The 25589-nt window shown below is 58.0% G+C and carries 27 protein-coding genes, 3 tRNA genes and 1 pseudogene; 20 read left to right on the plus strand and 11 right to left on the minus strand.

The window, feature by feature from the left end; translation table 11 throughout:
• Window positions 1-46 precede the first annotated feature (46 nt).
• From pal to HKX41_02145, 7 genes and pseudogenes are all read left to right on the plus strand, one after another.
• Window positions 47-652, plus strand: coding sequence for a peptidoglycan-associated lipoprotein Pal (gene pal / locus HKX41_02115; protein NNC22956.1), 606 nt, complete (start codon window positions 47-49; stop codon window positions 650-652).
• A 9-nt stretch (window positions 653-661) separates the two neighbouring features.
• A complete protein-coding gene (gene ybgF / locus HKX41_02120; protein NNC22957.1) occupies window positions 662-1471 on the plus strand; it encodes a tol-pal system protein YbgF in 810 nt (269 codons plus the stop codon).
• Window positions 1472-2191: a 7-carboxy-7-deazaguanine synthase QueE gene (gene queE, locus HKX41_02125; protein NNC22958.1), complete on the plus strand. Its 720-nt coding sequence runs from the start codon at window positions 1472-1474 to the stop codon at window positions 2189-2191. It abuts the gene before it with no gap.
• 7 nt (window positions 2192-2198) lie between these two features.
• On the plus strand, window positions 2199-2891 hold the full coding sequence (gene queC / locus HKX41_02130; protein NNC22959.1) for a 7-cyano-7-deazaguanine synthase QueC: 693 nt from the start codon (window positions 2199-2201) through the stop codon (window positions 2889-2891).
• A gap of 61 nt (window positions 2892-2952) precedes the next feature.
• A tRNA-Lys gene (locus HKX41_02135) sits at window positions 2953-3028 on the plus strand.
• A 307-nt stretch (window positions 3029-3335) separates the two neighbouring features.
• A pseudogene (locus HKX41_02140) lies at window positions 3336-3532 on the plus strand (recombinase family protein).
• Between the two features lie 246 nt (window positions 3533-3778).
• The gene (locus HKX41_02145; protein NNC22960.1) at window positions 3779-5884 is read left to right on the plus strand and encodes a phospholipase C, phosphocholine-specific; all 2106 of its coding nucleotides are present in this window, start codon (window positions 3779-3781) and stop codon (window positions 5882-5884) included.
• 240 nt (window positions 5885-6124) lie between these two features.
• Here the strand turns inward: HKX41_02145 and HKX41_02150 are convergent, their stop codons facing one another.
• On the minus strand, window positions 6125-6952 hold the full coding sequence (locus tag HKX41_02150; protein ID NNC22961.1) for a sulfotransferase family 2 domain-containing protein: 828 nt from the start codon (window positions 6950-6952) through the stop codon (window positions 6125-6127).
• 281 nt (window positions 6953-7233) lie between these two features.
• Here HKX41_02150 and HKX41_02155 point away from each other — a divergent pair, with 281 nt between their 5' ends.
• The 3 genes from HKX41_02155 (at window position 7234) to HKX41_02165 (ending at window position 10693) form a co-directional block, all read left to right on the plus strand.
• On the plus strand, window positions 7234-7902 hold the full coding sequence (locus tag HKX41_02155; protein ID NNC22962.1) for a response regulator transcription factor: 669 nt from the start codon (window positions 7234-7236) through the stop codon (window positions 7900-7902).
• Window positions 7878-9245 (plus strand): hypothetical protein, encoded by a 1368-nt coding sequence (locus HKX41_02160; GenBank protein NNC22963.1) that lies wholly within the window; start codon window positions 7878-7880, stop codon window positions 9243-9245. Before HKX41_02155 ends, HKX41_02160 begins: the two co-directional genes overlap by 25 nt.
• Window positions 9246-9598: 353 nt before the next feature.
• Window positions 9599-10693, plus strand: coding sequence for a tyrosine-type recombinase/integrase (locus tag HKX41_02165; protein NNC22964.1), 1095 nt, complete (start codon window positions 9599-9601; stop codon window positions 10691-10693).
• A 50-nt stretch (window positions 10694-10743) separates the two neighbouring features.
• On the opposite strand, the gene HKX41_02170 is transcribed toward HKX41_02165, so the two are convergent.
• The 6 genes from HKX41_02170 to HKX41_02195 form a co-directional block, all read right to left on the minus strand.
• Window positions 10744-11160 carry a hypothetical protein gene (locus tag HKX41_02170; GenBank protein NNC22965.1) on the minus strand — a complete coding sequence of 139 codons (417 nt, stop codon included), beginning with the start codon at window positions 11158-11160 and terminating at the stop codon, window positions 10744-10746.
• A 15-nt stretch (window positions 11161-11175) separates the two neighbouring features.
• Complete coding sequence (locus tag HKX41_02175; GenBank protein NNC22966.1) at window positions 11176-12576, minus strand: hypothetical protein; 1401 nt, start codon at window positions 12574-12576, stop codon at window positions 11176-11178.
• A 104-nt stretch (window positions 12577-12680) separates the two neighbouring features.
• Complete coding sequence (locus tag HKX41_02180) at window positions 12681-13106, minus strand: hypothetical protein (GenBank protein ID NNC22967.1); 426 nt, start codon at window positions 13104-13106, stop codon at window positions 12681-12683.
• Window positions 13107-13215: 109 nt separating this feature from the next.
• Window positions 13216-13470, minus strand: coding sequence for a hypothetical protein (locus tag HKX41_02185; protein NNC22968.1), 255 nt, complete (start codon window positions 13468-13470; stop codon window positions 13216-13218).
• A gap of 78 nt (window positions 13471-13548) precedes the next feature.
• On the minus strand, window positions 13549-14058 hold the full coding sequence (locus tag HKX41_02190; protein ID NNC22969.1) for a hypothetical protein: 510 nt from the start codon (window positions 14056-14058) through the stop codon (window positions 13549-13551).
• Window positions 14055-14480 (minus strand): hypothetical protein, encoded by a 426-nt coding sequence (locus HKX41_02195; protein NNC22970.1) that lies wholly within the window; start codon window positions 14478-14480, stop codon window positions 14055-14057. Before HKX41_02195 ends, HKX41_02190 begins: the two co-directional genes overlap by 4 nt.
• A gap of 435 nt (window positions 14481-14915) precedes the next feature.
• Here HKX41_02195 and HKX41_02200 point away from each other — a divergent pair, with 435 nt between their 5' ends.
• A complete protein-coding gene (locus tag HKX41_02200; protein ID NNC22971.1) occupies window positions 14916-15191 on the plus strand; it encodes a hypothetical protein in 276 nt (91 codons plus the stop codon).
• Between the two features lie 703 nt (window positions 15192-15894).
• Here the strand turns inward: HKX41_02200 and HKX41_02205 are convergent.
• The 3 genes from HKX41_02205 to HKX41_02215 all read right to left on the minus strand — a co-directional run bounded on the left by HKX41_02205 (window position 15895) and on the right by HKX41_02215 (window position 17773).
• Window positions 15895-16497, minus strand: coding sequence for a recombinase family protein (locus HKX41_02205; GenBank protein NNC22972.1), 603 nt, complete (start codon window positions 16495-16497; stop codon window positions 15895-15897).
• A 670-nt stretch (window positions 16498-17167) separates the two neighbouring features.
• On the minus strand, window positions 17168-17572 hold the full coding sequence (locus HKX41_02210) for a Rha family transcriptional regulator (GenBank protein ID NNC22973.1): 405 nt from the start codon (window positions 17570-17572) through the stop codon (window positions 17168-17170).
• A 36-nt stretch (window positions 17573-17608) separates the two neighbouring features.
• Window positions 17609-17773 carry a hypothetical protein gene (locus tag HKX41_02215; protein ID NNC22974.1) on the minus strand — a complete coding sequence of 55 codons (165 nt, stop codon included), beginning with the start codon at window positions 17771-17773 and terminating at the stop codon, window positions 17609-17611.
• Window positions 17774-17901: 128 nt separating this feature from the next.
• Between HKX41_02215 and HKX41_02220 the strand changes: the two genes are divergently transcribed.
• Window positions 17902-18246 carry a hypothetical protein gene (locus HKX41_02220; GenBank protein ID NNC22975.1) on the plus strand — a complete coding sequence of 115 codons (345 nt, stop codon included), beginning with the start codon at window positions 17902-17904 and terminating at the stop codon, window positions 18244-18246.
• Between the two features lie 78 nt (window positions 18247-18324).
• Window positions 18325-18561 carry a hypothetical protein gene (locus HKX41_02225; GenBank protein ID NNC22976.1) on the plus strand — a complete coding sequence of 79 codons (237 nt, stop codon included), beginning with the start codon at window positions 18325-18327 and terminating at the stop codon, window positions 18559-18561.
• A gap of 224 nt (window positions 18562-18785) precedes the next feature.
• On the opposite strand, the gene HKX41_02230 is transcribed toward HKX41_02225, so the two are convergent.
• Window positions 18786-18861 (minus strand) — tRNA-Asn (locus HKX41_02230).
• Window positions 18862-18991: 130 nt separating this feature from the next.
• On the opposite strand from HKX41_02230, the gene uvrB reads away from it, so the two are divergent.
• The 7 genes from uvrB to pheS all read left to right on the plus strand — a co-directional run bounded on the left by uvrB (window position 18992) and on the right by pheS (window position 25584).
• Entirely contained in the window at window positions 18992-21007 is a 2016-nt protein-coding gene (uvrB, locus tag HKX41_02235; GenBank protein ID NNC22977.1) for an excinuclease ABC subunit UvrB, read from the plus strand.
• Window positions 21008-21072: 65 nt separating this feature from the next.
• Window positions 21073-21149 (plus strand) — tRNA-Val (locus HKX41_02240).
• Window positions 21150-21294: 145 nt separating this feature from the next.
• On the plus strand, window positions 21295-23202 hold the full coding sequence (thrS, locus tag HKX41_02245) for a threonine--tRNA ligase (protein ID NNC22978.1): 1908 nt from the start codon (window positions 21295-21297) through the stop codon (window positions 23200-23202).
• A gap of 81 nt (window positions 23203-23283) precedes the next feature.
• Entirely contained in the window at window positions 23284-23826 is a 543-nt protein-coding gene (infC, locus tag HKX41_02250) for a translation initiation factor IF-3 (protein ID NNC22979.1), read from the plus strand.
• A gap of 16 nt (window positions 23827-23842) precedes the next feature.
• The gene (rpmI, locus tag HKX41_02255; GenBank protein NNC22980.1) at window positions 23843-24040 is read left to right on the plus strand and encodes a 50S ribosomal protein L35; all 198 of its coding nucleotides are present in this window, start codon (window positions 23843-23845) and stop codon (window positions 24038-24040) included.
• A 38-nt stretch (window positions 24041-24078) separates the two neighbouring features.
• Entirely contained in the window at window positions 24079-24429 is a 351-nt protein-coding gene (gene rplT, locus HKX41_02260) for a 50S ribosomal protein L20 (protein ID NNC22981.1), read from the plus strand.
• Between the two features lie 153 nt (window positions 24430-24582).
• Window positions 24583-25584 (plus strand): phenylalanine--tRNA ligase subunit alpha, encoded by a 1002-nt coding sequence (pheS, locus tag HKX41_02265; GenBank protein NNC22982.1) that lies wholly within the window; start codon window positions 24583-24585, stop codon window positions 25582-25584.
• Window positions 25585-25589: the final 5 nt, after the last annotated feature.

Genomic DNA, 25589 nt, shown 5'->3' on the forward strand with positions numbered 1-25589 from the left:
TTAATGCGATACGATTTGTACCAATTCAATGACAGCAAGGACGACTATGCAAAGCATTCTCGGATATGAAAAAAAGCAGGGCACAACAGTGCTCAAAACTGGTTTGGTTGCAGCCGCAATCACAGCGTTGGCGGGTTGTGCCTCCGGGGGTGGCCCTGGCCCAAGCGGTGGCGCCGATCAGAATCCGGCCGGCAGTGGCCAGGCGGCATCCGGTCAATCACACGCTCAAGGCCAAGGAGATAAAACCGTTGCGCGCGGACTGCGTGGTATCCCGTCGGAAGATCGCGCCAAGTTCAAAGACCCCGACAGTCCGTTGTCCACCCGTACCCTTTACTTCAAGTTTGACAGAAGCAGCGTGAAGTCGAAGTATGCCAAAGTGATTCGGGCACACGCCCAGTATTTGGCGAAACACCCGGAAGTGCATATGCGAGTGGAAGGCCACACCGATCCACGTGGCACGCGTGAATACAATATTGCACTTGGCTCGCGCCGCGCCAAATCGGTCACACAAGCGCTGACGATGTCCAATGCGAAATCGAGCCAGATTTCGACGCTGTCATTCGGCGAGGAACGACCGGCGGTTATGGGCGACACCAAGTCGGACTATGCCAAAGACCGGCGCGTTGTTCTTGTTTACACCAATAATCAATAAGCATTGACCATGTCGGCGCTTCGATTGACGACTCGGCCCGCGCTGCTGCTGGTTAGCGCATTAGTGATTGGTGTCTCGCCTGCAATCAATGCCGCGGAGTCGTCCGGTGCGGACGGCTCCGATAGCGGTGCAAATGTGCTATCGCTTCACTTCAAAATCGAGAAGCTTGAAGCGCGGATCCGGCGGATGCAGGGTGAAATCGATACGCTAAAACACCGGCTGGCCCAGAATCGTGAGCTGCAAAAAAAGAACTACGAAGCGCTGAGCAAGCGTGTCAGTGGTGGTGGCGATGATGAGGCTGGGCAGGGCGCCGAAGCTGAGTCGGGTATGTCGCAATCGGCCGAAGACTCGGCGGAAGCTAAAGCCAGCGGCAAGGATGACACTGCGCAGAAGTCAGCGAGCGAGAACTCAAGCGGGCAAGAGCAGGCATCGTCTTCGAGTGAGTCGCAACATGCACAGTATATGGATGCGTTTAACACACTCAAAGATGGCGATTACAGCAAGGCCGCTGCCGGGTTCCAGCAGTTTGCGAAAAAACATCCTGATACCGGACTGACCGATAACGCTTACTACTGGCGTGGTGAAGCGCTGTATGTTCAAAAGCAGTACGCCAAGGCGAAAAAAGCGTATAGCAAGGTCGTTAATAACTTTCCGAATTCGCCCAAAAAACCGAATGCGTTGTATAAGATTGCTTTGATTCAAATTCGAAGCGGGCAGCAGGATAATGCCAAGTCAACGCTGGACCGGGTTATCAAGAATTACGGTGACAGTCGTGCTGCCACGCTGGCGGACAAAAAACGTGAGGAACTCGGCTCCTGAATGAATGAGGCCGAAGCCGAGGTGACTGACCAACTCGATACGACGCGCCTCGCTGGCGGCGAGGCGCGTAATGTCCGGCACGATAGTCTGCGCATCACGGAAATATTTTGTTCACTGCAAGGTGAAGGTCGAGATGCGGGAGCGTTATCGACGTTCGTGCGGCTAACGGGATGCCCGTTGCGCTGCAGCTACTGTGATACGACATATGCGTTTCACGGGGGTGGCTGGCAATCGCTCGACGACATTCTTGCATCCTGCGACGACAATCGAGCCCCGTATGTGTGCGTGACAGGTGGTGAACCGCTGGCGCAGCCAAACACAGCGCGGCTCGTTGAACGGCTCTGTGACAATGGCTACCAAGTCAGCGTTGAAACCGCCGGTGCGCTCGATATTCGCCCAATCGATACACGCGCCTCCCGCGTTGTCGACATAAAAACGCCGGATTCGGGCGAAGCGAGCCGCAATCTGTCGAGCAATATCGCTGCATTGACGGATAATGATCAACTAAAATTCGTGCTGTGCTCGCGCACCGACTACGAATGGGCACGCGACATGGTTGTTGGCCTCGAGCTTCCGCCTGGTTGTCCGGTGTGGTTCTCACCGGCTGCGGGCTGTCTCGATCCCGGTCAACTAGGCGACTGGATGGTTGCGGATCGGGTTCCCGCGAGGCTTCAATTGCAACTTCACAAACAACTCTGGGGCGACAAACCGGGGCGTTGATTTGACATTGTCAGTAGACGAAACATCGAAGCGCAGAGCGATTGTATTGTTGTCAGGCGGATTGGATTCGGCAACCTGCCTGGCTATCGCCGCGAATGAAGGGTACGCGTGCACTGCGCTTAGCTTCGACTACGGCCAACGCTCGGATGTCGAAATCAGCGCCGCGCAAAGGTTGGCGAGTGCCTACAAGGCCGATCACCGCGTCGCTCACGTTGAACTTGACCAGATGGGCGGCTCGGCGCTTACGGATGCGGCGGTCGACGTGCCCGAATCTGAGTCTGACGGCATACCAGATACCTATGTACCGGCGCGCAATACGATCTTTCTGTCGATTGCGCTCGGTTGGGCTGAAATCATGGATGCAGAAGCCATTTTTATCGGTGTCAATGCAATCGATTACTCGGGATATCCCGATTGCCGGCCCGAATTCATCGATGCGTTTCAAAAAATGGCCGGATTGGCCACACGTGCCGGTGTCGAAGATGAGCAGACCATCACGATCCGTGCGCCGCTGTTACACGAAACCAAAGCGGGCATCATTGCCCGGGGGGTAGCGCTTCAGGTGGATTACGGCCAGACCGTGTCCTGCTATCAGGCAGACGCATATGGTCGCGCCTGTGGCCGGTGCGATGCCTGCCGCCTGCGGCATGCAGGCTTCGAACAGGCCGGCGTGGCAGATCCGACAATCTATGCAGCGTAAAAAAGCCGATAGGGTGATGCGAAACCAGCTGCTCTTCGGTATACTGTGCGCCGTCGCAGACGGGCCGTTAGCTCAGTTGGTAGAGCAGTAGACTTTTAATCTATTGGTCGCTGGTTCGAACCCAGCACGGCCCACCATAAAAACAGTAGCCTACTGTACCCGACTAAGCGTCGGGTTTTTTGTGTCCGCAATTTGTCAGTGGTATGTCCATTACTTACTGAGCCCGCACGATCGCCATGCATGCGCCTAGAGCGTTACCAACACCCATCATCGTCAAGGTGAGGTGGTCGTGGGCTGATTCACTCCCAACAGCCGTGCTATGTGATGTGATGGGACGTGTTGGCTAAGATGATGCGAGTGAGTCGGCTATAAATGTTCACAGCCGTTCGAAATAACTAGTTTGGAACTGTCGCCGAAATCGCCGACAAGGCGTCCAGCAAAGACATGCACCGATCCGAGTTGGAGCGGTGCGCGCAACCTTGACGACCTGCAGCGCCTAGTACAGTGTTGACGTAACGCGGCGTCGGCATCGGGTTCATCAATGGGAATCTGACGTGCACCGCGAGGCGTCACCGGTAGCCAATCGCAGGCTATCGGTGATGGGCGCGATCGCTGAATTCGAACGCGCACTGATCAGCGAAGCTTCAGAAAATATCCGAAAGATAAGTTTCCATCATAAGCCTGCCACTAAGTAGAAAAATAAAATTGCAGCGATTGACCTAAAACTCGGATAGAGCCGGCCCAGTAGGCGGTGCTGTCCGTCAATGACGAAGTAGTAGTTGTGGTATTTACTCGAGTCCGCAGCTGACTTACGACGGACGCCTGTTTAATTCTGCGCCGTATTATATACAGATAAAAAACTCTAGCTCTTTAAAAGGTTCGTATCCATGGTGTCCAAAACACGTCGAGAATTTTTGCGTGACGCTGGAACGGCAGCTGGATCTGCCGCGGCTCTATCGGCGATGCCTCCTGGGCTTCGCAAGGCTATCGCCATGCCAGCGAACAAGCAAAAAGGCAGCATTGAGGATGTCGAGCACATTGTGATCCTCATGCAAGAAAATCGTTCGTTCGACCACTACTTCGGAAGTTTGAAAGGCGTGCGCGGTTTTGGCGATACACGATCAGTTACGTTGCCGAATGGTGAGTCCGTATGGCATCAGCCGTCCAACGATAGCGATAAAGACTACGAGTTACCGTTTAGTCCTAATGCTGACAATCTCGGCATGAAGTTTCTAGAAGATTTGCCACATGACTGGAATACCACGCAGCAGGCTTGGAACGCCGGTCGATATAATCAGTGGCCTCCGGTGAAAGGCACTTCGACTATGGCGTATCTTCAACGTGAGGATATTCCGTTTCATTACCAACTCGCCGACGCATTCACAATCTGTGATGCTTATCATTGTTCAGGGCTCATGCCGACCGACCCGAATCGTTATTATATGTGGACGGGCTGGGTAGGTAACGACGGGCAGGGTGGAGGACCAGTGATCACGAATGCTGAAGCTGGTTACTCATGGTCGACTTTCCCAGAATTGTTAGAACAAGCGAGTATCACGTGGAAAATCTATCAAGATGTGGGGGAGGGGCTCGATAGCAAAGGCGCTTGGGGTTGGACTAAACATGATCCTTATATCGGCACCTACGCTTGTAATTCATTACTGTTTTTCAAGCAATACCAAAATGCCCAACCTGGCGATTCACTCTATGAACGAGCGCGGCGGGGTACTAACGTTGCTGCAGGCGATCGTTATCTAGATGATCTTCGGCATGATGTCGAAAACAATAAGCTCCCACAGGTGTCTTGGATCGTATCCCCTGAAGCTTTTTGCGAGCATCCAAATTGGCCGACTAATTATGGCGCATGGTATATCGACCAAGTTTTGCAAATTTTGACGTCAAACCCGGAAATATGGAGCAAAACGGCGCTTTTTATCACATATGATGAAAACGACGGATACTTTGATCATGTGGTTCCGCCATTTGCATCCGGGCCAACGGCTCATGGGGTCTCTACGGTCGATACGACATATGAACACTTCCCGGGAGACGAAGAACATCGACCAGGGCCTTACGGATTAGGGCCGCGGGTACCAATGCTTGTGGTATCACCGTGGTCAAAGGGGGGTTATGTTTGCTCGGAAGTGTTCGATCATACTTCGATTATTCAGTTTGTTGAGCAAAGGTTTGGTAAAAATAATCATCTGTTCGAATCCCAAATTACAGACTGGCGACGTTCTGTCTGCGGCGATCTAACATCTGCATTTGATTTTACTAATCACAATGCCGATGTGCCTGATTTCACTAGTACCAGTGGTTACAAACCGACTGACCATAAGCGTCATGATGACTTTGTGCCTATACCACCTAAAGAGGTGCAACTGCCAGCTCAAGAAACGGGTACGCGACCGGCCCGCGCTCTCCCGTATACATATAATGTGTGCTTTCGACCCGGTTTAGGAGACGGGAAAGACACAATCGAAATTGTGAATAACGGCACAGCTGGGGTGAATTTGTTGCTCTATAGAACGGCAACTAACAGCGCACCACGTAGCTATACCGTCGAAGCCGGTAAACATCTTCTCGATAACCAGCTGCTTAGGGATTCCAGTGGGCGCTATGATATTTCAGTGCATGGGCCCAACGGTTTTTTGCGTCACTTTATCGGCAGTTCATTGGATGAGAGCCGGAGTGCATTACCCGACGTGATCGAGCTTGAGCCGAACGGCGAGCAAAAGTTTCAGCTGAAATTGGTTAATCGTGGCAACTCGGATTGTACGTTCACCGTGGTCAACACTTATGGCCCCAATAAAACTCGTAAACACCAGATAGGTGCTGGACATAGTAAGTCGCTTTCATTTGACTTGCGCAGCGCAGATGGTTGGTATGACTTTACGATAACTGCAGATGGCTTACAGTTTCAGCGTCACCTAGCGGGCCATATAGAAACGGGTTATGACAGTATCTCGGATCCTGCGTTGGGAAGATCCTAATGCTGTATCAAGCAATATTGGATATTGTCAGCGCCAGTCGCATTCATGTGGGTGCGTCGCCGAAGCGACATGAATGTGACTGGCTTAAATAACCGAATGCCTCTGCGGCGTTCTACGGTGTGTCAGTAAAAGGGTGTCCTGAAAGAGGCGGGGCCAAACGACAGCGTTGGCCCTCGCTCGTCCCGCGCTGCATGCCGAAAAGGTTAGCCCAATGGGATCTGTGACTGGCTCGGTCAGGTTTCAGGGGGTGTGCGCGGGGACTCGGTTTCTTTTGCTGGGCCAGCGAAAACCCGTTCGCCAGGCCGCGACAGCCGGTTTGTAAACACCGTAACGAAAACCGGCGTTGGCGATAAAACGGCCGTTGATCGACGCATGTCGTGGGCGACAGCCAAGCGTGGTTCGTGACGCGCGTTGGCGTTCGCGTGGATATATATGGCGCTCGACGTAGTCGTAAAGCTCGAGATCGCCGATGTTGGCGGCTCGAATGCGCGCTAACGCGTCTGGGTCAGCGAGCAACTGCTCGCGGATTTGATTGCTGTTGGCGGCGTTGACCTTCTTGCGCTGGGGGCGGATAACGGGGGAGTCGATCAATGACGGCATCATGGCGAGCGATTCTTCGAAGGCTTCGGTGAGTCCGATGAAGTCGAGATCATGTGCTGCAACCTTGATTGCGCCTTCGGTATCCGCCGAACCCACCAGGCTTTTGACTTGCAAGTCTTGCACATCTTCGCGTTGGATCCATTCATTGAAGGAATCGTCTGGCACGCGCCCGAGGGCGACGTCGTACTGATACTGCGAGATACAGCGTGCGATGGGTGCCCGTAAAAACGTGTAGAACGCGATGTTCGGCACCTCTGCGGACAAATCGCTATGCGCGCGGACACTATGGCCGGCAATGCTGCGGCACTGTGGCATGATGCGACGAAGCCTTCGCAGGCCAGCGGCATCCAGGCAGGCATCGTCGGGGTGCCAACGCTTGACATCGCAATGTCTCGCGCCGTATTCGCACCGCATGAGATGTTTGATCGTTTTGCCGGCCGTTTTCTTGATGTGGATGAGTGCGATCATATGGCGCGTGTAGACCCCGTCTTTGCGGCTGATAAGGGCTTAACCGTGAGCCACCGGTTTTTGTTTTTTTTGTACAGGCCAGTGAAGGCTGGTTTGAGGCGTTCGGCCACTGGGTAAGCTGTGGTCAGCAGGCGTTAGGGCTATTTGTTACAACGAGAGATATGACAACGGAAAAGACTGAGCCGAGGCTGAGGTGTCACGATGGGCCGTGAAATGCTCGCTGGCTTGCGTGTTGATGCTCGGGGCGGCCGGCGCATCATTCGCGCGGTGAAGTGCAAGCGATGCGTGTTCTACTCGTAGAAGACGATGCGATGCTCGGGCGCGGGCTTGTCGATGGCCTTGCGGACGACGCTTACGCTGTCGATTGGGTGCAAAACGCGGATCAGGCGATCGCGGCGATTGCCGCCCACGATTATGCGCTGTTACTGCTGGATCTTGGGTTGCCCGATATGTTCGGGCTCGACTTGTTGGACTACTTGCGGGATGAGCGCCGTATGCCACCGACCATTGTGTTGACAGCCTACGACAGCGTCGATGTGTGCGTGCAAGGTTTGGATACCGGCGCGAACGATTATATTGTTAAGCCGTTTTCAACTGCCGAACTGAAAGCTCGGATACGAGCTGCGATGCGGCGCACGCAGCCAGCCTCGGATCCTGTACTTCGCTGTGGCGCGGTGAGGCTTGATCCATGCACCGGTCGCGCCAGCGTCGGCGATGCGTGCACGGCTGTTCAGTTGTCAAAACGTGAATATGCGCTTTTTAACGCCTTGATGCGGCATCCGGGCGCGATCATGTCGCGCGAGCAACTCGAAAGCCAAATCTATGGCTGGGGAGAAGAGGTCGAAAGCAACGCCATCGAATACTTGATCCGGCGCGTGCGCCAGAAACTGGGCACCGAGGTGATACATAATGTCCGTGGGCTTGGATGGCTGGTTTCAGATCCGAGTTAGCGCATTCGCTTCGGTTTCGACTGCTACTGGTGCTCAGTGGCACGGTCGCGGTCACTGGCTTGATTGCCGCTACATTGTCTTTCGCGCTCGCTTTCCGCAGCGCGAGTGAAGTACAAGACAACTTATTGCTGCAAACCGCGGCGTTGGTCAGCGCAGGGGATCTGTCGGTCAATGATTATGCCAAGCCCACGGCGATCCCCGGCGTCGAGTTCGAAGATCGCATCATCATCCGTCGCTTGAGGCCCGCAAAAACGCAATTGCACCCGGATTTTGCTTCGACGCTGTCCCCGGGGTTGCATACCGTCGATACACAAGACGGATCGTATCGCGTTCTTATTCGCACACTTCAAACTGGAACGCGTGTCGGTATTGCGCAACAAACGGCAGTGCGTGATGAGACCGCGATGCGGTCGGCGTTAACAGCAATTTTGACCATTGCTTTGGCGCTCATTGCGCTACTCGGCGTGTTGACGTGGATATTGCGCAGATTTTTCAAACCAATAGAGGCAATGGCTCGGGCACTAGATGCACGCGATGAAGGCGATCAGTCGCCCATCGAGACAGCGGGGCTGCCGAGCGAGTTGTGGCCATTTTTGGCCGCCTTCAATCGCTTGATTACGCGTGTCGGCAAGCTAATGAATGCGCAACGACATTTTACGGCGGCCGCAGCGCACGAGCTAAGGACGCCGCTTGCGTCATTGTCGTTGCAAGTCGAACGTATAGTGCGCGACAGCCAACAGTCTGCGATCGATCGGGAAAGCGTGCGTGAATTGCAATCGGGACTGGAGCGCAACCAACGCATCGTCGACCAGTTGTTGCGCTTATCACGAAGCCAGGCTGTTGGCCGGATGGTTACCGAAACCTGTTGTATTGATGGCGTCCTCCGGGAGGTGGTCGCCGAATCAATGCCGCTTATCAATGCCAAACAGATCGATTTAAGTGTCGATTCGCAGCAACCGCTGTCTGTTCATATACCGCGCGAGGAACTTGGTTCGGTTTTGACCAATATCATCTCGAACGCGGTTGCTTACACGTCAGTAGGCGGGTGTGTTGTGGTTCGTGTTGGCAGCTCGGCGGACGACGTGTCTATCGCTATCGAGGACAATGGCCCCGGATTGAGTGATGCGGCCAAAGCACGTGTGACCGACGCTTTTTATCGGTGCGATGGCAACCGACAGCAGGGATCGGGGCTCGGCCTGGCGCTCGTGCGCGAGATTGTAGAAAAATGCTCGGGAACGGTTGCTATCGAGGATGCGACGGCGTTTGCATCCGGGCTGTTAGTCCGGATTGTGTTACCTCGGCACGAGGCAAGCTTGCCGAACTCAGGGCGGCGCAGCGATTAACCAGCTAGAAAGTGGCTCCCCGGGGCGGGCTCGTGTCGGGTTGTTTCTAAGTCGATGAATCCATTGATTGCCAATGGGTTGAGAAAGGAGGTGTGTGTGTATATCGTGTGTGCACGCTGGCTCGAAACGAGAGGGATATGTACTTAGAGCAACGTCGACGGACATGGTACGCGCTGCACTCCATTCCGCCGAAAGCGCGAGCGATTATCGGGAAAGACCGGTTCGTTAAATCGCTGGGGACGGATAGTCGACAAGAGGCGGAGCGTCGAGCATCTACGTTGGAACCCAAGTGGCGCGCACAAATTCAGAGAGCGCTAGCCAGCGACCCGGATGGCCTAGAGCGCGAGTTTGGGTTGTGGCGTCAGCGTATAGAAGAGGCTGAATCTGAAGCCGACCGTGAGGAGCAAAAAGGCCTGCTCGTGGATGAGCTTGAGAGACGGGACCGAGAGGCGGCTCGCCGTCAGGGGATCGACCCCTACGACTTAGAGGCGGTCCGAGAGACGGCCGAGCATGCCGACAACGTCGAGGCCTACCGATATGCAACGGGCCAGAAAGTACCCACCGACGAGCGGCTAGAGGAGTACCTTTCAAGCCTCGAAGGGTTCCGCAAGCCGAAGACGATAAAAATGCGACGCGGCGTTTTGCAGCGCCTGACCGAGCGCATGCCGTATCTCGACGAAGTGACGGGTGATGCGGTCCAGCGGTATGTAAACGAACGCATGCGGAACGGCACTGGCGTCGAGACAGTCAAGCGGGAACAGGGCGAGTACAAGGATTACTGGCGGTATCTGCGTTCGCTAAACCTTGTGCCGAAGGACCACAAGCCGTTCGACGACCTCTATTTTCCGAATCCGAGCACGAAGCGCGACCGACGTTGGATCGGGTTTACTCGCGCTGAGGCGGTTCAGCTACTGCACGTAGCGGAGCGGAAGAGGGCAGACAAGAACCTCCCCGATTTAATCCGGTTGTGCATGTTCACTGGAGCGCGTATAGGTGAGCTTAGCCACCTCAAGGTTGACGACGTCGACAACGGCTTCCTGGTAATCCGGGACGCGAAGACGCCGGCCGGTATCCGCGACGTTCCGATTCATCCAACCTTGCAGCCTGTGGTCGATCGTCTCGTTGCTGATAGCGGTGACGGGTATTTATTGCCTCACGAAGCGGCAGACGAATACGGAGACCGCAGTACGAACCCTAGCAAGCGCTTCGGTCACCTCAAGCGAAAGCTCGGATTTAGCCGGCAGCACGTCTTTCACAGTCTCCGGCGCACGGTTACCACCTGCTTGGTTAACGCGGGCGTTCTTGAGGCACAGGCCGATGACATTACAGGCCATGAATCGCCGGGAATGAGCTACGGGTATTACTCGGACGGGTCGTGGCGCGAAACGACGCGTGCGGCAATCGTGAAGCTGGAATATCCGGACCTCGCCGTTAGCGACATGGGCTAGAAAGCAAGCGCGGAAGCTAGGGAGCAATCCTCGCCCGGTGTCGTTCTCGCCTACGCTATACTTGATCCTCTTCCAAAAAAGGAGGGGAGAATGTCAAAAAAACCTGCGAATAGCGGCAAACCTTGGTCGAACGATGACGTAAAGCATCTAAAAGAGCTGGCCCGTGAATACCGCATCTCGCGCTCAGCCATCTTGCGGATATCCTGCTTGACCTCCAGCGCATTGGAGACGGTGCCGGTCTCGCCGCCATAGTCTTCGGACAGGTCCAGAAACGACGACACGTCCGTGATGCTGTTCACCGTGTCTTGCAGTTTCCCGAAGGACTCCGAGCTATAGAACGTATCCTCGTCGATGGGATTGGCGAGGTCGTGCTTGGCTTTGGCGTAGGCCGGCGTTAGGTCGCGTGTGCCGTCCTCGTTGCCGACATAGTCGCCGGACTCGGCATAGTCCTCGACCCGCTGGTACATGCGGCGGGCGTCCGGTTACAACAGGTTGTCGAGAAGACCTCGGGTCTGCGGGTCGTGCTTCAGCATCTTGTAGCGCTGATACCCGGCCCGAAACGCGTCGGGCATCGAACCATCGGGCGACGGTGCCTCAGCCCCGGCGTTCAGCTGCGCGGCTAGCCAGTCGTCCTTGACGCCGGCCACGCCCCCGGACAGCTCAGCCACGCGGGTAGCGTAATCCATGAAGGCTTGCTGTCGCCCCTCGGGCGTGTCCTCGTGCTGGCCGAAGATGCCCTCCCGCATATGACCGAATACAGCCTGCTGGTCGCTGTGTGTCTTCATACGCATGGCCACGGGCGAGACGCGGCCTGCCGTGGCGGCGGCTGCCTCGCGACGCTGCGCGGTGACCTTCTGGGCTTTGCTTTGCGACCGGGAGAGCATGGACGTCAGTTGGTCGGGCGTGTACCAGTCCGGGTGGTCATGGTTGACCCGCTGGATGTCGCTCATGGTCAGCGCGCCCGAGTCCATCTTGCGACGCAGGGCGTACCGCTGCTTTAACTCGGCGGCGGAGGTCTGCTGGTCTACGTCCGCCTCGATCTTCTGCCGCGCCCGCTCCACGGTGTCGTGGATTTCCGGGTAGTCCGACAGCGCCACGCCGTCGTCGCCCTTGGCATCGAGCACGTCGAGCATGGACGGGTCGGTAGCTTGGTCGGCCTTGTTGACCACCGCCTGCGCGATGGCTGCACGCGCGCTGTCCTGCGACACATTCAGGTTGCCGGCCATCTTGAGCGCGTGGTTCACGAAGTCGGGGCCATCGATGCCCTCGGACACCGCGTCGTCGATGAAGCCGTTGAGCTTGGCTTCGCCAGCGGTCTGCTGACGCTCGACCGCGATGCCCCGGGCCTTCTTCTTGAGCTGCTCCGCGTCGGAGGTCAACCGGTTGGCGAAGACGTCAACGGCCTCGGGGTCATCGATGCCCTGAATGGCACCGCTGGTGGTCGCATCGATGTACTGCTCCACCTCGTCGACCCCGACGTCCGGGTCGTTCATCATATCCTGCGCGTGCTGCTGGATATCCGACGACAGACCTTTGGCCTGCTGGCTGTAGCTCAGCCGCATGTAGGTCTTGCGGTAATCGTCGTTGCTGAACGCGGCACGCTTCTCGGCTTCGTCGCGGGACACGTCGTTGGTCGCATCCTTGTGGAAGTCCTTGAAGGCCTGCAGGCGCTGCTGCTTGGCGTCTTCCACGCGTTGGTGCTTGCCGTAAACCTCGGCGATGTCCGAAGTCGCGCCCAGGGCGGACGCTAGGGCATCCGCCGTCTGGGCGGCTTTGGCTCGGCCGGGGCGCTTCGGGGTGATGCCGCCACGGGTATGTACCGAGCGGCCACCGATTTGCGTGTCCGGGCGCGCGTTGGCCCGGCTCTTAGTGCCTCGTGGCATGGGTGTGGCTCCTAATCAATGAACAAAAAAAGCCCGCCAAGGCATGCCGGTGAGGCAAGCCCAAGCGGGCGCGGGTTGTCTTGGGTGTGGCGGGTGCCGCTGTCTCAGTGATGCGCGACCAGCTCCGGGGCCAGCTCCAGCATCTGGTCTTCGATATAGCGGCGCGCGTAACGTGCCAAATCGACCTTGGCTCGGGCGGTCTTCAGTTCCTCGCCGTACACACCGGACATGTCGCACTGCTGCATCTGGTAGACCTTCCAGTTATTGACCCGCGCGGCGTTCAGTGCCTCCGCATCGTCTCCCAGTTCGTTACAGGCGTGGTCATAGCTGACCATGGCATGGCGCGCGGTCTTCACCGTCTCGCCGGCCATTTCCAGTTCGATGTATGCAGCCTCGGTGCGAGCAATGGCAAGCGCATGGTCGGCGAGGTGCATAGCCTGTTCGGGCTCATCGTGACGGAGAGCCAGCGCGGCCGCGACGGTATCGGCGACGTTTTCGAGGCTGGCGTTGTCGGTGGTGTTGTCGGTCATGGTGATGGCTCCTTGTGGATTAGTGGTGCGATGAATCGCGTTAGTTGCTTCTCGGTTTTGCGTGTGTCGGGCGCTCGGTGATTGGTCCGGGCTCTCCAGCGGGTCGGGCCTAAGCGGCGCGCTGAATCAAGCGGGCAAGGCGAGCGTCGGGCCGTCCTTTCCAGAACGTCCCCGTGCTGCGCTGGCCGATGACAAGCCCGCAGTCGGCTGGGTCGAGACAGACACGGCGGCCAGTACGCCACGCGCGGTGCGCATCAAAGGTGGTCGTACTGCTGAAGACCTCGCCGCATCCGGTACATTGCGCTACACGCCCGGTAAAGCGGGTGACGTAAGTTTGTGGTTGGCGCGTGGTCGTATCGGTCATGGGTTTGGCTCCTTGCTTCAGGCATAAAAAAAACCCGCGCGGCGGCGGGCTGGTCGGGTCGAGGCGATGGCCTCGGCTTTACTGCTTGTCTTTACGCGAGCGCGGTTTGACGGACACACGCGGCGCGGGGCGGCTCGGTTTTGCCCGGCCCGGCTTCCGCTTGGCCGGCAAACGCGGCGGCGTCTTCGGCACAGCTGCGGGCGCGTCCCGCTGGCCGTCCTCTGGCTCATCCCAAGGCGCAGCCTTTCGCCACGTCTTGGGCTGGCGCTTCGGCTCCCGCCGTGGCTTTTTCTCCGGCTTGGGCTTGGCTGGTCCGCGCCGGTAGCTCATCGGCCGGGTGTCTTCCTCCGCGAGGCAGTCCTCGCCGTCCTTGTCGTCGAGGTCGTCGCGGCGGGCCAGCCGGCTGACCAGTGTGGCGCGGCTACAGACAGCGTCGGCTTGTGGCTCGACGTCGCTGGCAACCGCGCGGGCGGCAGGCGCGACATGACGCGGCAAGATGGGCGTCGTTGGCTGGGCCTTGGTCGGCTGGGGCGGTGACTCCGGCAGAGCCGGGCTCGACGAATCGGTTACGAATACGTGCTCGCTCATGGCGTTGTCGGAGTATCCGCCTGTTCCGGGTGCTGGCGGGCGTGGTGCTGTTCGCGGCGGCGCTTGGCGACCTCGCCGCCGAATCGGCGTTTGGTCAGGTTCGACCGGCGCAGGTCCAAGGCGTTGCCGTTGTCAGTGGTGACCCGCTCATCGGGGCCAGCGTCGAGGATGACGCGGGCAAGCGACGTCATGCGGATGGTGCCATCCGGGTGACGTGCCGCCTTGCGGGCGTAGATATGGCCTTGGGTGACGTTGGCGGTCCATCGGGTGCCGTAGTGCTCGGCGACACGATGCCAGTCGGCTGGCTCCACGATGACCTCGTGGCCCTGTGTGAGCGGAACAAAGACAACGCGGGTGCCTCGGTGAAACCCTTCGCGAACGGACACCGGGCGGCGCTGTGCTTGGTCTTTGGTTTGAACCATGGGAGCTGTCTCCTTGTTTATGTAACAAATCGGGAATAACTGGGCGACACGTGCAGACGCGTCGACACGATGGGCTGGGTTTCACCACGCCCGACCGCGACCAGACAGCGCGCAGCTCAAGCTAGAGCGCGTCGGCTCGGCTCTGGTCACGGGTGGATAAGCCGGGGAGGCCATGGACGACCAAGGAGCCACCGAGTACATCGCCATGGCTGACCCCGCCTTGTCGCCAACGCGTGCGCAGGCCTGCTCCTGTCGCGCTGGCTATCGGCTCGTACCGCTGCGCTCACGCCAGCGCCCGGGAGCCGGAAAATTCAATGTGGATAGGCTCTTACTGGATTCCATGCCGGTCGGCAGCTACTGCAATACGGCAAGTGTTGCGTGGGCTCGCTGTGCGGTATTCCCTGCCGCTGTCATTCAACAAAGCGAAGACACGCCATGACCGAATACAACATCATCGACAGCGCTCAGTTCACCGCCGACGACGGCGTACAGTTCAGCGGGACCATCGATGCATCGGGCCACGTCGTCATCGAGATGGACGACCCGGACAACGAGGTCGACAACCGGGTCCGCCTGCTGGCTGGTGACCTCGGCGACCTTACGGCGATGCTGCAGCGATTCCAGCGCGCGAGTATGGCGACAAACGTGCTCAAACTTGAGCAGACGTCCGCGCAAAAATGCGCTGACCCCAAACTTGGGGCGATGCTGTGACGAGCCATAGCTAAACCGATGACAGCACGCAGCTGCACGCGTGACGCTGACCTAGCGAGGAGACGACACCGCGAGGTGTCTCCCTACTGCGGCATCGACTCAGGCATCAGCCAAGGTGTCAGCCCTCGGGCGTCTGCAGTGAGCCACGGGCTTGCCTTGGTTGGTCCTGAGTATGGGTCTTCGGTGGATGGTCACCATGGCGGTGACCTCCCGGACAGGTCGAAACCTGCAGGCCAGTCACCGGATGGCCTTTGGTAGAACCTAGGCTGTACCTAGGATAGAAACCCTAGGAATAAGTCTGCGGTGCCCCCCCTTTCCCCCCCACGGCAAGCCAGCCATGCAGCGAAAGGGGAACACCGACAGCATGAAATCTGTCTGCGTCTGCCCCCCGGCAGAGTGTCGGGATACCGCCCGGAGCTTGAAGAAAATCCCCACGCGCAAGTGAGCCTTTCTTCCTCTATGGAAGGACTATCAAGCGGCCGACTGCAGATTGCGGCCTAGCTCGTGCCCGTCATGACAGCCTATACCACCGACCGGTTGGTGTCCGGGGCCGGCATGCGGCCCATCGAAGACAGCACCAAGGTCGCTCCGGGTCTGCGTATGGAGGCGCGACTGTGGCGGCGCTGTCACGGCAAGCGGTGGGAAGCCCCAGCCTCTACCATTAGCGGCGACTGTGGGTCGCGCCAGCGGAGCCTGTGGCCGACTATGGATTGGCCTCGGCCTCTTTCAGGATGCGCTGAACCTTGCCCACCGACACGCCCGCCATCTTCGCGGCTTGCCGATAGCTGTGGCCTTGCTCGCGCAGCTCTCGCACGCGGGCTTCGGTCTTTTCGTCGCCGACTCTCGGGCGACCCAGCGTCTTACCCATTGCCCGCGCTCGGTCGAGCCCGGCGTTCACGCGGTCTTGGATGATGGACCGCTCGAACTCGGCAAAGACGCCCATCATCTGGAACATGGCCTTACCGGCGGGCGTGGTCGTATTCACGTCCTGCTGGTGCAAGAACAGGTCGACACCGTTGCCCTGCAGCTCCGACAGGAAGCCGACAAGGTCTTGCAGTGAACGTCCGAGACGGTCGACCGACCAACTCATGATGATGTCGAACTCGCTGCGAACGGCGGCGCGATGAAGGGCGTCGAATTGCGGGCGCTTGTCGCGGCCCTTGGCCCCGGATATGCCCTCGTCGATGAACTCGGCCACGACCTCCCAGCCTTTCGCGGCTGCAACCTCGCGTAGCTTGTCGATCTGGTTACGGGTCGTCTGCTGGTCGGTCGAGACGCGGGCGTAGATGGCGGCGCGCTTGGTCATGACTGGCCCCTGTTTCGTGTCTGCTTGGCGATACGGAAACATCTGATTTCGATATGGTCAATGCGGGGCAGTCCCGGCAACCTAAAATCAGGTAGTTGTAGCTGGTCGATTCTCAGGGGTTTTCGATACAGGCGTATCGGAATGCCCGGCATCGCTACGATACAGGCGAGGCAAGACCGCATGGGCGAAGGCCGGACCTTGGTCCAAATTTGGACGCACCCACCGAACGAGCAGCACCGTATGAACTGACCGAACCGCACGGCCGGTGTTAGTGCTCGGACACGCCACAGCATCATCGTCAGCCCAGCACGGAATGCGCCTGAATTACTTGCGTGCCGGAGCGTGAGTCGACGCGTACGACGTAGGCGGTAGGGATGCCCCGGTAGGCCACGGGTCGAGCCACAGCTGTTCAATCGGAAGCGCAATCGACCAAGCCGACCGACCACCACCCACCCGGGTGCCCGTCGATTCAGCCGGGGTGGCCCTTAGATCGTCCGGGCAGGGTATGGGGGAACGCGCACGCGAACATCTATATATAAATGCCCGCTCAAAAATGCGGCGTATATATTTTTGGGCCTGCCCTGTTTTAGGCATCGACCTATTTGTGTGAAGAGGGGGCCTCATGGGACCCGCTCCGGTTGCTCGATATTAAACTGCCACCTCGGCCTCGTCAGCTCGCCCGTTCGGTTTCGTCCGCCGCCAGACGCAGCGCCTCGGCATAGCTCTGCGGAATCTGGTACTCAGGCTTGGCAGCCTCGGCCTGCTGTTCGTGCCACGGTGTGACCTCGCCAGACTCCAGAGCACGGAGCCGCTGGATAACCGCCATACGGAGCTGGACCTTGTAGCCCGAGACGAGGCACATGGTGTGGTCGTGGTCGAGGACGAAGTGCTTCTGCTTACGTCCACGGGCGTCAGTCCAATCGGACGAAAACTCGTCCGGTTGATTTTCCAGCTCGGTCAACATCTTACGAACGTCGGTCATGACGTGCTTGTGGCGCTTCCCAGTCAGCTCGGCGATTTCGAGCGAGGACATGGTGAGGTCAGTGGTCTGGTTGTTTACGGTCTCGAGGTTCACTTTCGTGTCTCCTAAATTGCTGCCAATTGGCAGGTATTACTGCAAGAAAAGGTTGGTCACGCGCTCGGCGCGGTTCGGTGTCTGCGTGGCCCAGTGACTGTTCAGACCTCGGCGCTTGGCTTCCTTGCCGTCGCCGGCCTTCACGGCCTTGAGCATGTTGGTGAATGTCAGCAGCCCGCCGACGCCCAGCTGGAAGCTCATGTTGATAAGCGCTCGACGCCACGGCGCGGGCAGGGTAGGGACGTAGGGCAGATGTCGGCACAGCTCGTTGAGAAAGAGACGGCGAATTGAGACCCTCCGCGACTGGAAACAAAGGCTAAGGGGTAGCCGTGGTTTATTTCATCGCTATTGTAATGGGGTATTTCGTCGGGACGAATGCGCTTGTTAATAAGCGAATGGGGGCCATGATTAACGGGCAGCCGTACTCTTCGGTTTGGCAGCTCATGTCGGGCTTAGGAGCCTTTGCCGGTTGGTTCTGTATCTTGCCGGCTGCTTACTTCGTGAGTACGGCTTGGGGTAACGACTTCTGGAATGGCCTCGGGTTTTGCGCTGCGGCGCTCGGCGGGTCTTTGCTGTCCGGCTTTTTCCAGGTGCCGGGCTTTAATCAACTTCTGTGCGCCGGGGCAATCGTGGTCAACGTGGCTTGTGTCGTGGCTGTCTACATTCTGACTTGACCAATAACCTGCGCGTTTCTTGGCGTCTCAAGTTTTGACACGCTGGTCCCTCACTCCAAGAAAACCACAGCTCACCCAATGCCCTACCAGACCACCGCGCAACGGTTCGCCATTCTGCCGGCCGGGTTCGCTCTCGCGGTGTGTGCCGTGCCCACGTTGGCCGATGACTACGGGCCGGAAGCGGTCGAGCGCGTCACGTCGATCTACGACGGCAGCACATTCCGGGCAGACATACAGGGCTGGCCTGCTGTGGTCTTCGCCGGCTTCGATTGGCTGTGCCATTTTTACCCTGCAATTGGCACGCTCGAAGCGTGACGCTGTTCACTCGCTACGTGTCGAGTGAATACGCATGGAGCGGAAAGCATGGGTAAGCCGTGTGTCTCTCTGGGTTACGCTTCGGGTAGTGGGGCAGGCGATTGAGAGACTGATAGACCACCTGAACGATAGACCTTAGTAGGTGTGCATAGCGAGTGTGCACAACGAAAAAAGGGGCCACGTAAGCCCCTGATTCCGCGCCATTTTTAGGCAATGGCAATGTCTGGCTCCCCGGGGCGGGCTCGAACCGCCGACAAAGTGATTAACAGTCACTCGCTCTACCTGCTGAGCTACCGGGGAATCGTCGGTGCGCCTGCAGCGCGTTGAACGCGTATCGTAGGGAAATTGCATCGCCCACGCAATATCTAAACGTCACTGAAGGTGGGTAAAATCTTTAATCAACGGCGTCGACCCTCACATACACGGACGTATGACGGCACTCGAACTTAAGGCAGACATGCAGCCGGCCGGCGATCAGCCGACAGCGATCGAAGGGCTGGTTGAAGGGCTGGAAGACGGCTTGGCACACCAGGTGCTACTCGGCGTCACCGGCTCCGGCAAGACCTTCACCATGGCCAATGTCGCCATGCGTGCCGGCCGGCCGATGCTGGTCATGGCGCCGAACAAAACGCTCGCGGCCCAGCTCTACGGCGAAATGAAAGAGTTTTTCCCGAACAACGCCGTCGAGTACTTCGTCTCCTACTACGACTATTATCAGCCGGAAGCCTATGTGCCGGCTTCGGATACGTTCATCGAGAAGGATTCATCGATGAACGAGCACATCGAACAGATGCGGCTGTCGGCGACCAAAGCGCTGATGGAGCGTCGTGACACGATCATTGTGGCGTCGGTCTCGGCCATTTACGGGCTTGGTGATCCCAGCGCCTATCTGGCGATGGTAATCCACTTGAATGAGGGCGATGCTGTCGGCCAGCGCGACATCGTCAAGCGTCTGACCGAACTGCAGTACACGCGTAACGATATGTCGCTGGAACGTGGCACCTACCGCGTGCGCGGTGAAGTTATAGACGTGTTTCCGGCTGAATCCGATGAAGAAGCAGTGCGCATCGAGCTGTTCGATGATGAGATCGAACGGCTGTCATATTTCGATCCGCTGACTGGCGTCGTCTCGCGCAAAGTGCCGCGCCTGACAATCTATCCGAAGACCCACTACGTCACACCGCGCGACCGTATCCTCGGTGCGATGGACGAGATCAAAGCCGAATTGAAAGAGCGCGTGGCCTGGTTCGAGTCACAGGGCAAGTATCTCGAGGCCCAGCGCATCGAGCAGCGCACGACATTCGATCTGGAGATGATCAACGAGATCGGTTTCTGTTCGGGCATCGAAAATTATTCGCGCTACCTGTCTGGACGCGCTCCCGGTGAACCGCCGCCGTGCCTGCTCGATTATCTGCCCGACGATGCCATCATGGTGGCCGACGAATCGCACGTAACCATCCCCCAGATCGGTGGCATGTACAAGGGCGACCGCGCACGCAAGCAAACGCTGGTCGAGTATGGCTTTCGTCTGCCGTCGGCGCTGGATAACCGACCGCTAACGTTCGAGGAATTCGAAAACGTCGCGCCGCAACTGGTGCACGTCTCGGCCACGCCGGGGCCGTACGAAACCCGCAATGCCGGCGCGACCGTCGAGCAGGTGGTGCGGCCGACCGGCCTGGTGGACCCGCAGATCGAAACGCGGCCGGCCAGCAGCGAAGTCGACGATCTACTGTCCGAAATCCAGACCGTGAGTGCCAACGGCGAACGTGTGCTGGTCACGACGTTGACGAAGCGCATGGCCGAGGACTTGACCGACTATCTGCACGAAAATGGCGTCGCGGTACGCTACCTGCACTCGGATGTGGACACCGTTGAGCGCAGCGAGATCATCCGTGATCTTCGGCTCGGCGAGTTCGAAGTGCTGGTGGGTATCAATCTCTTGCGCGAGGGCTTGGACATCCCAGAAGTGGCGCTGGTTGCCATACTGGATGCCGACAAGGAAGGCTTTCTACGCGCCGAACGGTCTCTTATCCAGACCATCGGTCGCGCCGCGCGCAACGTCGATGGCCGGGCGATCCTCTATGCGGATAAGCGGACCGGCTCGATGCAACGCGCGATCGATGAAACCGAGCGCCGGCGCGCGAAACAGATCGAGTTCAACGAACGCCACGGCATCACGCCGACGACCATTCAAAAAGCAGTGGCCGACGTCATGCGCCACGGCTACGAAGAATACGATACGGCCAAACAGCGCAAGAAAGTCGCTGAAGTTGGCGAAGACTACGCCAAGATGTCGCCGAGTCAGGTTGCCAAGGAAATCGAGGCGCTCGAGAAACAGATGTTCAAGCACGCCGAGAATCTGGAGTTCGAAGAGGCCGGTCAGGTGCGCGATCAGATTGCCAAGATCCGGGAACAAGCGTTGGAATTGCCGGCTGAAACCGGGTAGGGCGGCTTGATTTGGAGCACCCTCTTGTCTGCACGCCGTTTAATCGGTATCTTTCACGCTTCAACAGGCGCGTAGCTCAGCTGGTTAGAGCGCTACCTTGACATGGTAGAGGTCGGTGGTTCGAGTCCACTCGCGCCTACCACAGTTTTTAATAGACGCCCGGTGGGTGTGTGCAGCGTTGTTTGCAGCAATGCTTGCATTAGTACGCCCGTCTTACGATTGACCAATGACCCGGCGCGTTATCCGGCCACATAGGTGGTCAGGACATCGACCAGTAAGAACGCGCTATGCCCGCCATCACGCTGCCGGACGGTACTACTAAGCAGTTCGACCGCGCCGTGACTGGCATGGAAGTAGCTGAGAGTATCGGTGCTGGTCTCGCTAAAGCAACGCTCGCCGCGCGCGTCGATGGCAATTTGGTCGATACCTGCGTTCCGATCGAGCACGACGCTGCTGTCCAATTGGTTACGGCCAGCGAGCCGGATGGCTTGGATATCATCCGCCACTCCTGCGCACATCTTCTAGGTCAGGCGCTGAAAACACTATACCCGGGCGTTCAGATGGCGATCGGTCCGGTGGTCGAGAACGGCTTTTATTACGACGTGGCGTTGGATGAAGCCATCGGACCGGAAGAGCTCGAGACCATCGAAGCACGGATGCTCGAGCTCGCCCACCACGACTACGATGTTATCCGCGAAGTCGTCGACGCCGACACTGCCTGGCAAACATTCGGTGAACGAGGAGAGCCCTACAAGCAGGCGCTTGTGGATGCGATCCCATCAGATGCAACTATCGCGCTCTATCACCACGAAGAATACGTGGACATGTGTACCGGGCCGCATGTGCCGAACGCTAGGCATCTGCGGGCGTTTCGGCTGACTAGTACGGCTGGTGCCTACTGGCGTGGTGATTCGAACAACGAAATGCTGACACGTATCTACGGTACGGCTTGGGCAAACAAAGCCGATCTAGATGCGTACTTGACGCGTATCGAGGAGGCCAAAAAACGCGACCATCGCCGGATCGGCGTGCAGCAGAGCCTGTTTCATTTACAGGAGGAAGCGCCGGGCATGGTGTTCTGGCACGATCGCGGCTGGCAGATCGTGCTGACGATCGAGAATTACATTCGAACCAAGCTGGCGCGCTCGGGCTATCGCGAAATTAATACGCCCCAGCTTATCGACTTGTCATTGTGGGAGCGTTCCGGCCACGCGGACAAGTTTGCCGACGACATGTTCATTACCGGCTCCGAAGATCGCCAATTCGCGGTCAAGCCGATGAATTGCCCGGCCCATGTGCAGGTTTTCAATCAAGGCCTGAAAAGCTATCGCGATTTGCCGTTGCGGCTGGCTGAATTCGGGTGCTGTCATCGTAATGAGGCCTCGGGCACACTGCACGGGCTAATGCGCGTACGTGGTTTTACGCAGGACGATGCCCACATCTTCTGCCGCGAAGATCAGATCGGCGATGAGGTCAACGCCTTTATTGATCTTTTGTACCAGGTTTATCGTGACTTCGGTTTTGAAGAAGTCTTGATCAAACTGTCGACGCGGCCGGAAAAACGCGTCGGCTCCGACGCCATCTGGGACCGCTCGGAAGCTGCGCTCGAAGAGTGCCTGCAAACCAAGTCGATCGATTACGAATTACAGGCGGGCGAGGGCGCGTTCTACGGTCCGAAAATCGAATTTTCTCTCAGAGACTGCATCGATCGCGTTTGGCAGTTGGGTACGATGCAACTCGATTTCTCCATGCCTGATCGATTGGGCGCGAGTTTCATCGATACCGATGGTGAGCGCCGTGTGCCGGTCATGCTTCACCGCGCGATCCTGGGGTCGATTGAGCGTTTTGTCGGTGTGTTGATCGAACACTATGCCGGTTGGTTGCCAGTCTGGCTGGCGCCGGTCCAGGCCGTTGTGTGCACGATCACCGAAGCCCAGACGGATTACGCCGAGCGCGTGGCCGAACAGTTGCGCGACACTGGGTGGCGCGTCGAAACTGATACGCGCAATGAAAAAGTCGGCTATAAAATACGTGAGCATACACTCGAGCGTGTGCCGTATTTGCTGATCGTGGGGGATTCTGAGGTCGAAGCCGGCCGTGTCGCCGTGCGCACACGTGAGGGTGATGACCATGGCGCTGTATCTGTCGACGAGTTCATCGATAGTGCCCGTGCACGAATCAGTGCAGGAACTTGAAACGTCGTTGGGTCGCGCCAACCAATTTTGTTATGATATTGGGATAGCCAGCCGGATCGTCGGCTGGTAAATGGAGGAGTAATAATCGCAACTGCACAAAAAGACCGTCGCAATGAAGCGATAGTCGCCGAGCGCGTGCGCGTGATCGCGCCGGACGGCGAGCAGATCGGAATCATGGACCGGGATGCGGCGTTGGAAAAAGCCGCCGAATACGAGCTGGACCTGGTCGAAGTATCACCGAACGCTGATCCGCCGGTTACGCGCGTGATGGATTACGGCAAGCATGTTTTCGAGAAAAAGAAAATACAGCAGGCCGGTAAGCAGAAGCAGAAGCAAACTCAGCTCAAGGAAGTAAAGTTTCGCCCGGGAACCGATAAGGGCGATTACGACATGAAGCTTCGGAAGCTGAAGGCGTTTCTGGAAGATGGGGACAAGATTAAGGTTACGCTGCGTTTTCGCGGGCGTGAAATGGCCCATCAGGAGCTCGGTGTTGAGCTTCTGGAAGACGTCGAGGACGATCTGACGGACTGGGCGTCTGTCGACCAGCGGCCCGAAATGCAGGGGCGTCTGATGACGATGGTCATGTCACCGCTGAAAGGCGTGCCCAAAAACAGCAAGAAGTAGGACGAGCAGAAAGACGATGCCGAAGATCAAGACACATAGCGGTGCTGCCAAGCGCTTCAAGAAAACTGGAAGCGGCCGGATTCGTCGGCAACACGCTTATCACAATCATATCCTGACCAAAAAGTCGCCCAAGCGTAAGCGGCGATTGGAGAAGCCGGCCATAGCGGCAAAATCCGATCAGGTAGCGATTAAGCGGCTGATGCCCTACGCCTAGACTGGCTACTATCACCAATTCATCGAGGCTAATACACGATGGCACGAGTCAAACGAGGCGTCGTCAAGAAAGCGCGCCACAAGAAGATCCTGAAACAGGCCAAGGGTTATTATGGCGCCCGAAGCCGCACGTTTCGCGTTGCTAAACAGGCAGTCATCAAGGCGGGGCAGTATGCTTACCGCGACCGCCGGAATCGCAAGCGGGACATGCGTCGGCTTTGGATCACGCGTATTTCCGCGGCAGCCAAGACGCACGGCACTTCCTATAGCCAGTTGATGCAGGGTCTGAAGAAGACCGACATCCAACTCAACCGGAAGATGCTCGCCGACCTGGCGGTGCGTGATAAACAGACGTTCGGCGATATCGTCGAACGCGCGACCCGCGCCTAGGCGACGGGTTAAAACGCAAGGGCGCTTGGTGCGCTCGATAAGGGAAGGCCGGCGGCTTTCCCTTTTTTAATGGTTGCGCGTGGAGTTATTGCGGGCAGTGAATACTCAATGCTGCTCTCGCGCGCTAAAGAAACTGTCTGACGGCGTCTGCTCATGGCCGAATCGATAGAAACGCTGCGCTCGGAAGCACTCGCGTCTATCGCCGAGGCGGAGACATTGGAATCGCTCGACGCGGCGCGCGTTGCCCTGGTCGGCAAGAAAGGGCGAATTACCACCGAGCTCCGTTCGCTGGGGCAACTCGAGCCGGACGAGCGTAAACGCGCTGGCGCTGAACTAAACGCGCTGAAACAAGAGGTGGACGGTGCGATTCAGGCGCGTCGCGCGGCACTCCAACAAGCCGCGGCGCAAGATCGTGCCAAGCGCGAAGCAGTTGATGTCACATTGCCTGGCCGTGGCCACCACCCCGGTGCAGAGCATCCCATCAGCCTGACGCGTCAGCGTATCGAAATGCTGTTCGCCCAGCGCGCGTTCGAGGCCGTGCAAGGGCCGGAAATCGAGGACGATTTCCACAACTTCGAAGCCTTGAACGTTCCGCCTGATCATCCGGCGCGTGCGATGCAGGACACGTTTTACCTCGATGCAGGGCGCTTGCTACTGCGCACGCATACGTCGCCGGTTCAAATCCGGACTATGACTGGGCGTCAGCCGCCCATTCGCATCATCGCACCGGGGCGGGTTTTCCGCTGCGATTCGGATCGCACGCACAGCCCCATGTTTCATCAGATCGAAGGTTTGTACGTCGCCGAGGACGTTACGTTCAGTCAGCTGCGCGCCGAACTTGAGACCTTTCTCGAATCCTTTTTCGAAACGAGTCTGACGCTTCGCTTTCGTCCCTCGTATTTCCCATTCACCGAACCGTCGGCCGAAGTTGATATCGACGGTGCCAGTCTCGGTACTGGCCGTGGTTGGATGGAAGTGCTCGGGTGCGGCATGGTTCATCCGAATGTTTTGGCGGCCGCCGGTGTCGACAGCACGCGCTATACCGGCTACGCCTTTGGTATGGGCGTGGAGCGCTTGGCGATGTTGCGCTACGGCGTGGATGACCTGAGGCAGTTCTTTGCCAACGATCTTCGTTTTCTCGGCCAGTTTGTCTAGACGCC

This window comes from Salifodinibacter halophilus (assembly GCA_012999515.1).
GTDB lineage: Bacteria > Pseudomonadota > Gammaproteobacteria > Nevskiales > Salinisphaeraceae > Salifodinibacter > Salifodinibacter halophilus.

Excerpts from the sequence above, each read along its gene's own strand:
- HKX41_02145 (NNC22960.1), top strand. The coding sequence starts at position 3,779 with ATGGTGTCCAAAACACGTCGAGAATTTTTGCGTGACGCTGGAACGGCA.
- HKX41_02190 (NNC22969.1), bottom strand. The coding sequence starts at position 14,058 with ATGAGCGAGCACGTATTCGTAACCGATTCGTCGAGCCCGGCTCTGCCG.
- HKX41_02155 (NNC22962.1), top strand. The coding sequence starts at position 7,234 with ATGCGTGTTCTACTCGTAGAAGACGATGCGATGCTCGGGCGCGGGCTT.
- rpmI (NNC22980.1), top strand. The coding sequence starts at position 23,843 with ATGCCGAAGATCAAGACACATAGCGGTGCTGCCAAGCGCTTCAAGAAA.
- HKX41_02215 (NNC22974.1), bottom strand. The coding sequence starts at position 17,773 with ATGAGCTTCCAGCTGGGCGTCGGCGGGCTGCTGACATTCACCAACATG.
- pheS (NNC22982.1), top strand. The coding sequence starts at position 24,583 with ATGGCCGAATCGATAGAAACGCTGCGCTCGGAAGCACTCGCGTCTATC.
- HKX41_02180 (NNC22967.1), bottom strand. The coding sequence starts at position 13,106 with ATGACCGACAACACCACCGACAACGCCAGCCTCGAAAACGTCGCCGAT.
- ybgF (NNC22957.1), top strand. The coding sequence starts at position 662 with ATGTCGGCGCTTCGATTGACGACTCGGCCCGCGCTGCTGCTGGTTAGC.
- HKX41_02225 (NNC22976.1), top strand. The coding sequence starts at position 18,325 with ATGCCCTACCAGACCACCGCGCAACGGTTCGCCATTCTGCCGGCCGGG.
- uvrB (NNC22977.1), top strand. The coding sequence starts at position 18,992 with ATGACGGCACTCGAACTTAAGGCAGACATGCAGCCGGCCGGCGATCAG.
- HKX41_02170 (NNC22965.1), bottom strand. The coding sequence starts at position 11,160 with ATGTACCAGCGGGTCGAGGACTATGCCGAGTCCGGCGACTATGTCGGC.
- HKX41_02205 (NNC22972.1), bottom strand. The coding sequence starts at position 16,497 with ATGACCAAGCGCGCCGCCATCTACGCCCGCGTCTCGACCGACCAGCAG.
- HKX41_02185 (NNC22968.1), bottom strand. The coding sequence starts at position 13,470 with ATGACCGATACGACCACGCGCCAACCACAAACTTACGTCACCCGCTTT.
- thrS (NNC22978.1), top strand. The coding sequence starts at position 21,295 with ATGCCCGCCATCACGCTGCCGGACGGTACTACTAAGCAGTTCGACCGC.
- HKX41_02175 (NNC22966.1), bottom strand. The coding sequence starts at position 12,576 with ATGCCACGAGGCACTAAGAGCCGGGCCAACGCGCGCCCGGACACGCAA.
- rplT (NNC22981.1), top strand. The coding sequence starts at position 24,079 with ATGGCACGAGTCAAACGAGGCGTCGTCAAGAAAGCGCGCCACAAGAAG.
- pal (NNC22956.1), top strand. The coding sequence starts at position 47 with ATGCAAAGCATTCTCGGATATGAAAAAAAGCAGGGCACAACAGTGCTC.
- HKX41_02160 (NNC22963.1), top strand. The coding sequence starts at position 7,878 with ATGGCTGGTTTCAGATCCGAGTTAGCGCATTCGCTTCGGTTTCGACTG.
- HKX41_02200 (NNC22971.1), top strand. The coding sequence starts at position 14,916 with ATGACCGAATACAACATCATCGACAGCGCTCAGTTCACCGCCGACGAC.
- HKX41_02195 (NNC22970.1), bottom strand. The coding sequence starts at position 14,480 with ATGGTTCAAACCAAAGACCAAGCACAGCGCCGCCCGGTGTCCGTTCGC.
- HKX41_02150 (NNC22961.1), bottom strand. The coding sequence starts at position 6,952 with ATGATCGCACTCATCCACATCAAGAAAACGGCCGGCAAAACGATCAAA.
- queE (NNC22958.1), top strand. The coding sequence starts at position 1,472 with ATGAATGAGGCCGAAGCCGAGGTGACTGACCAACTCGATACGACGCGC.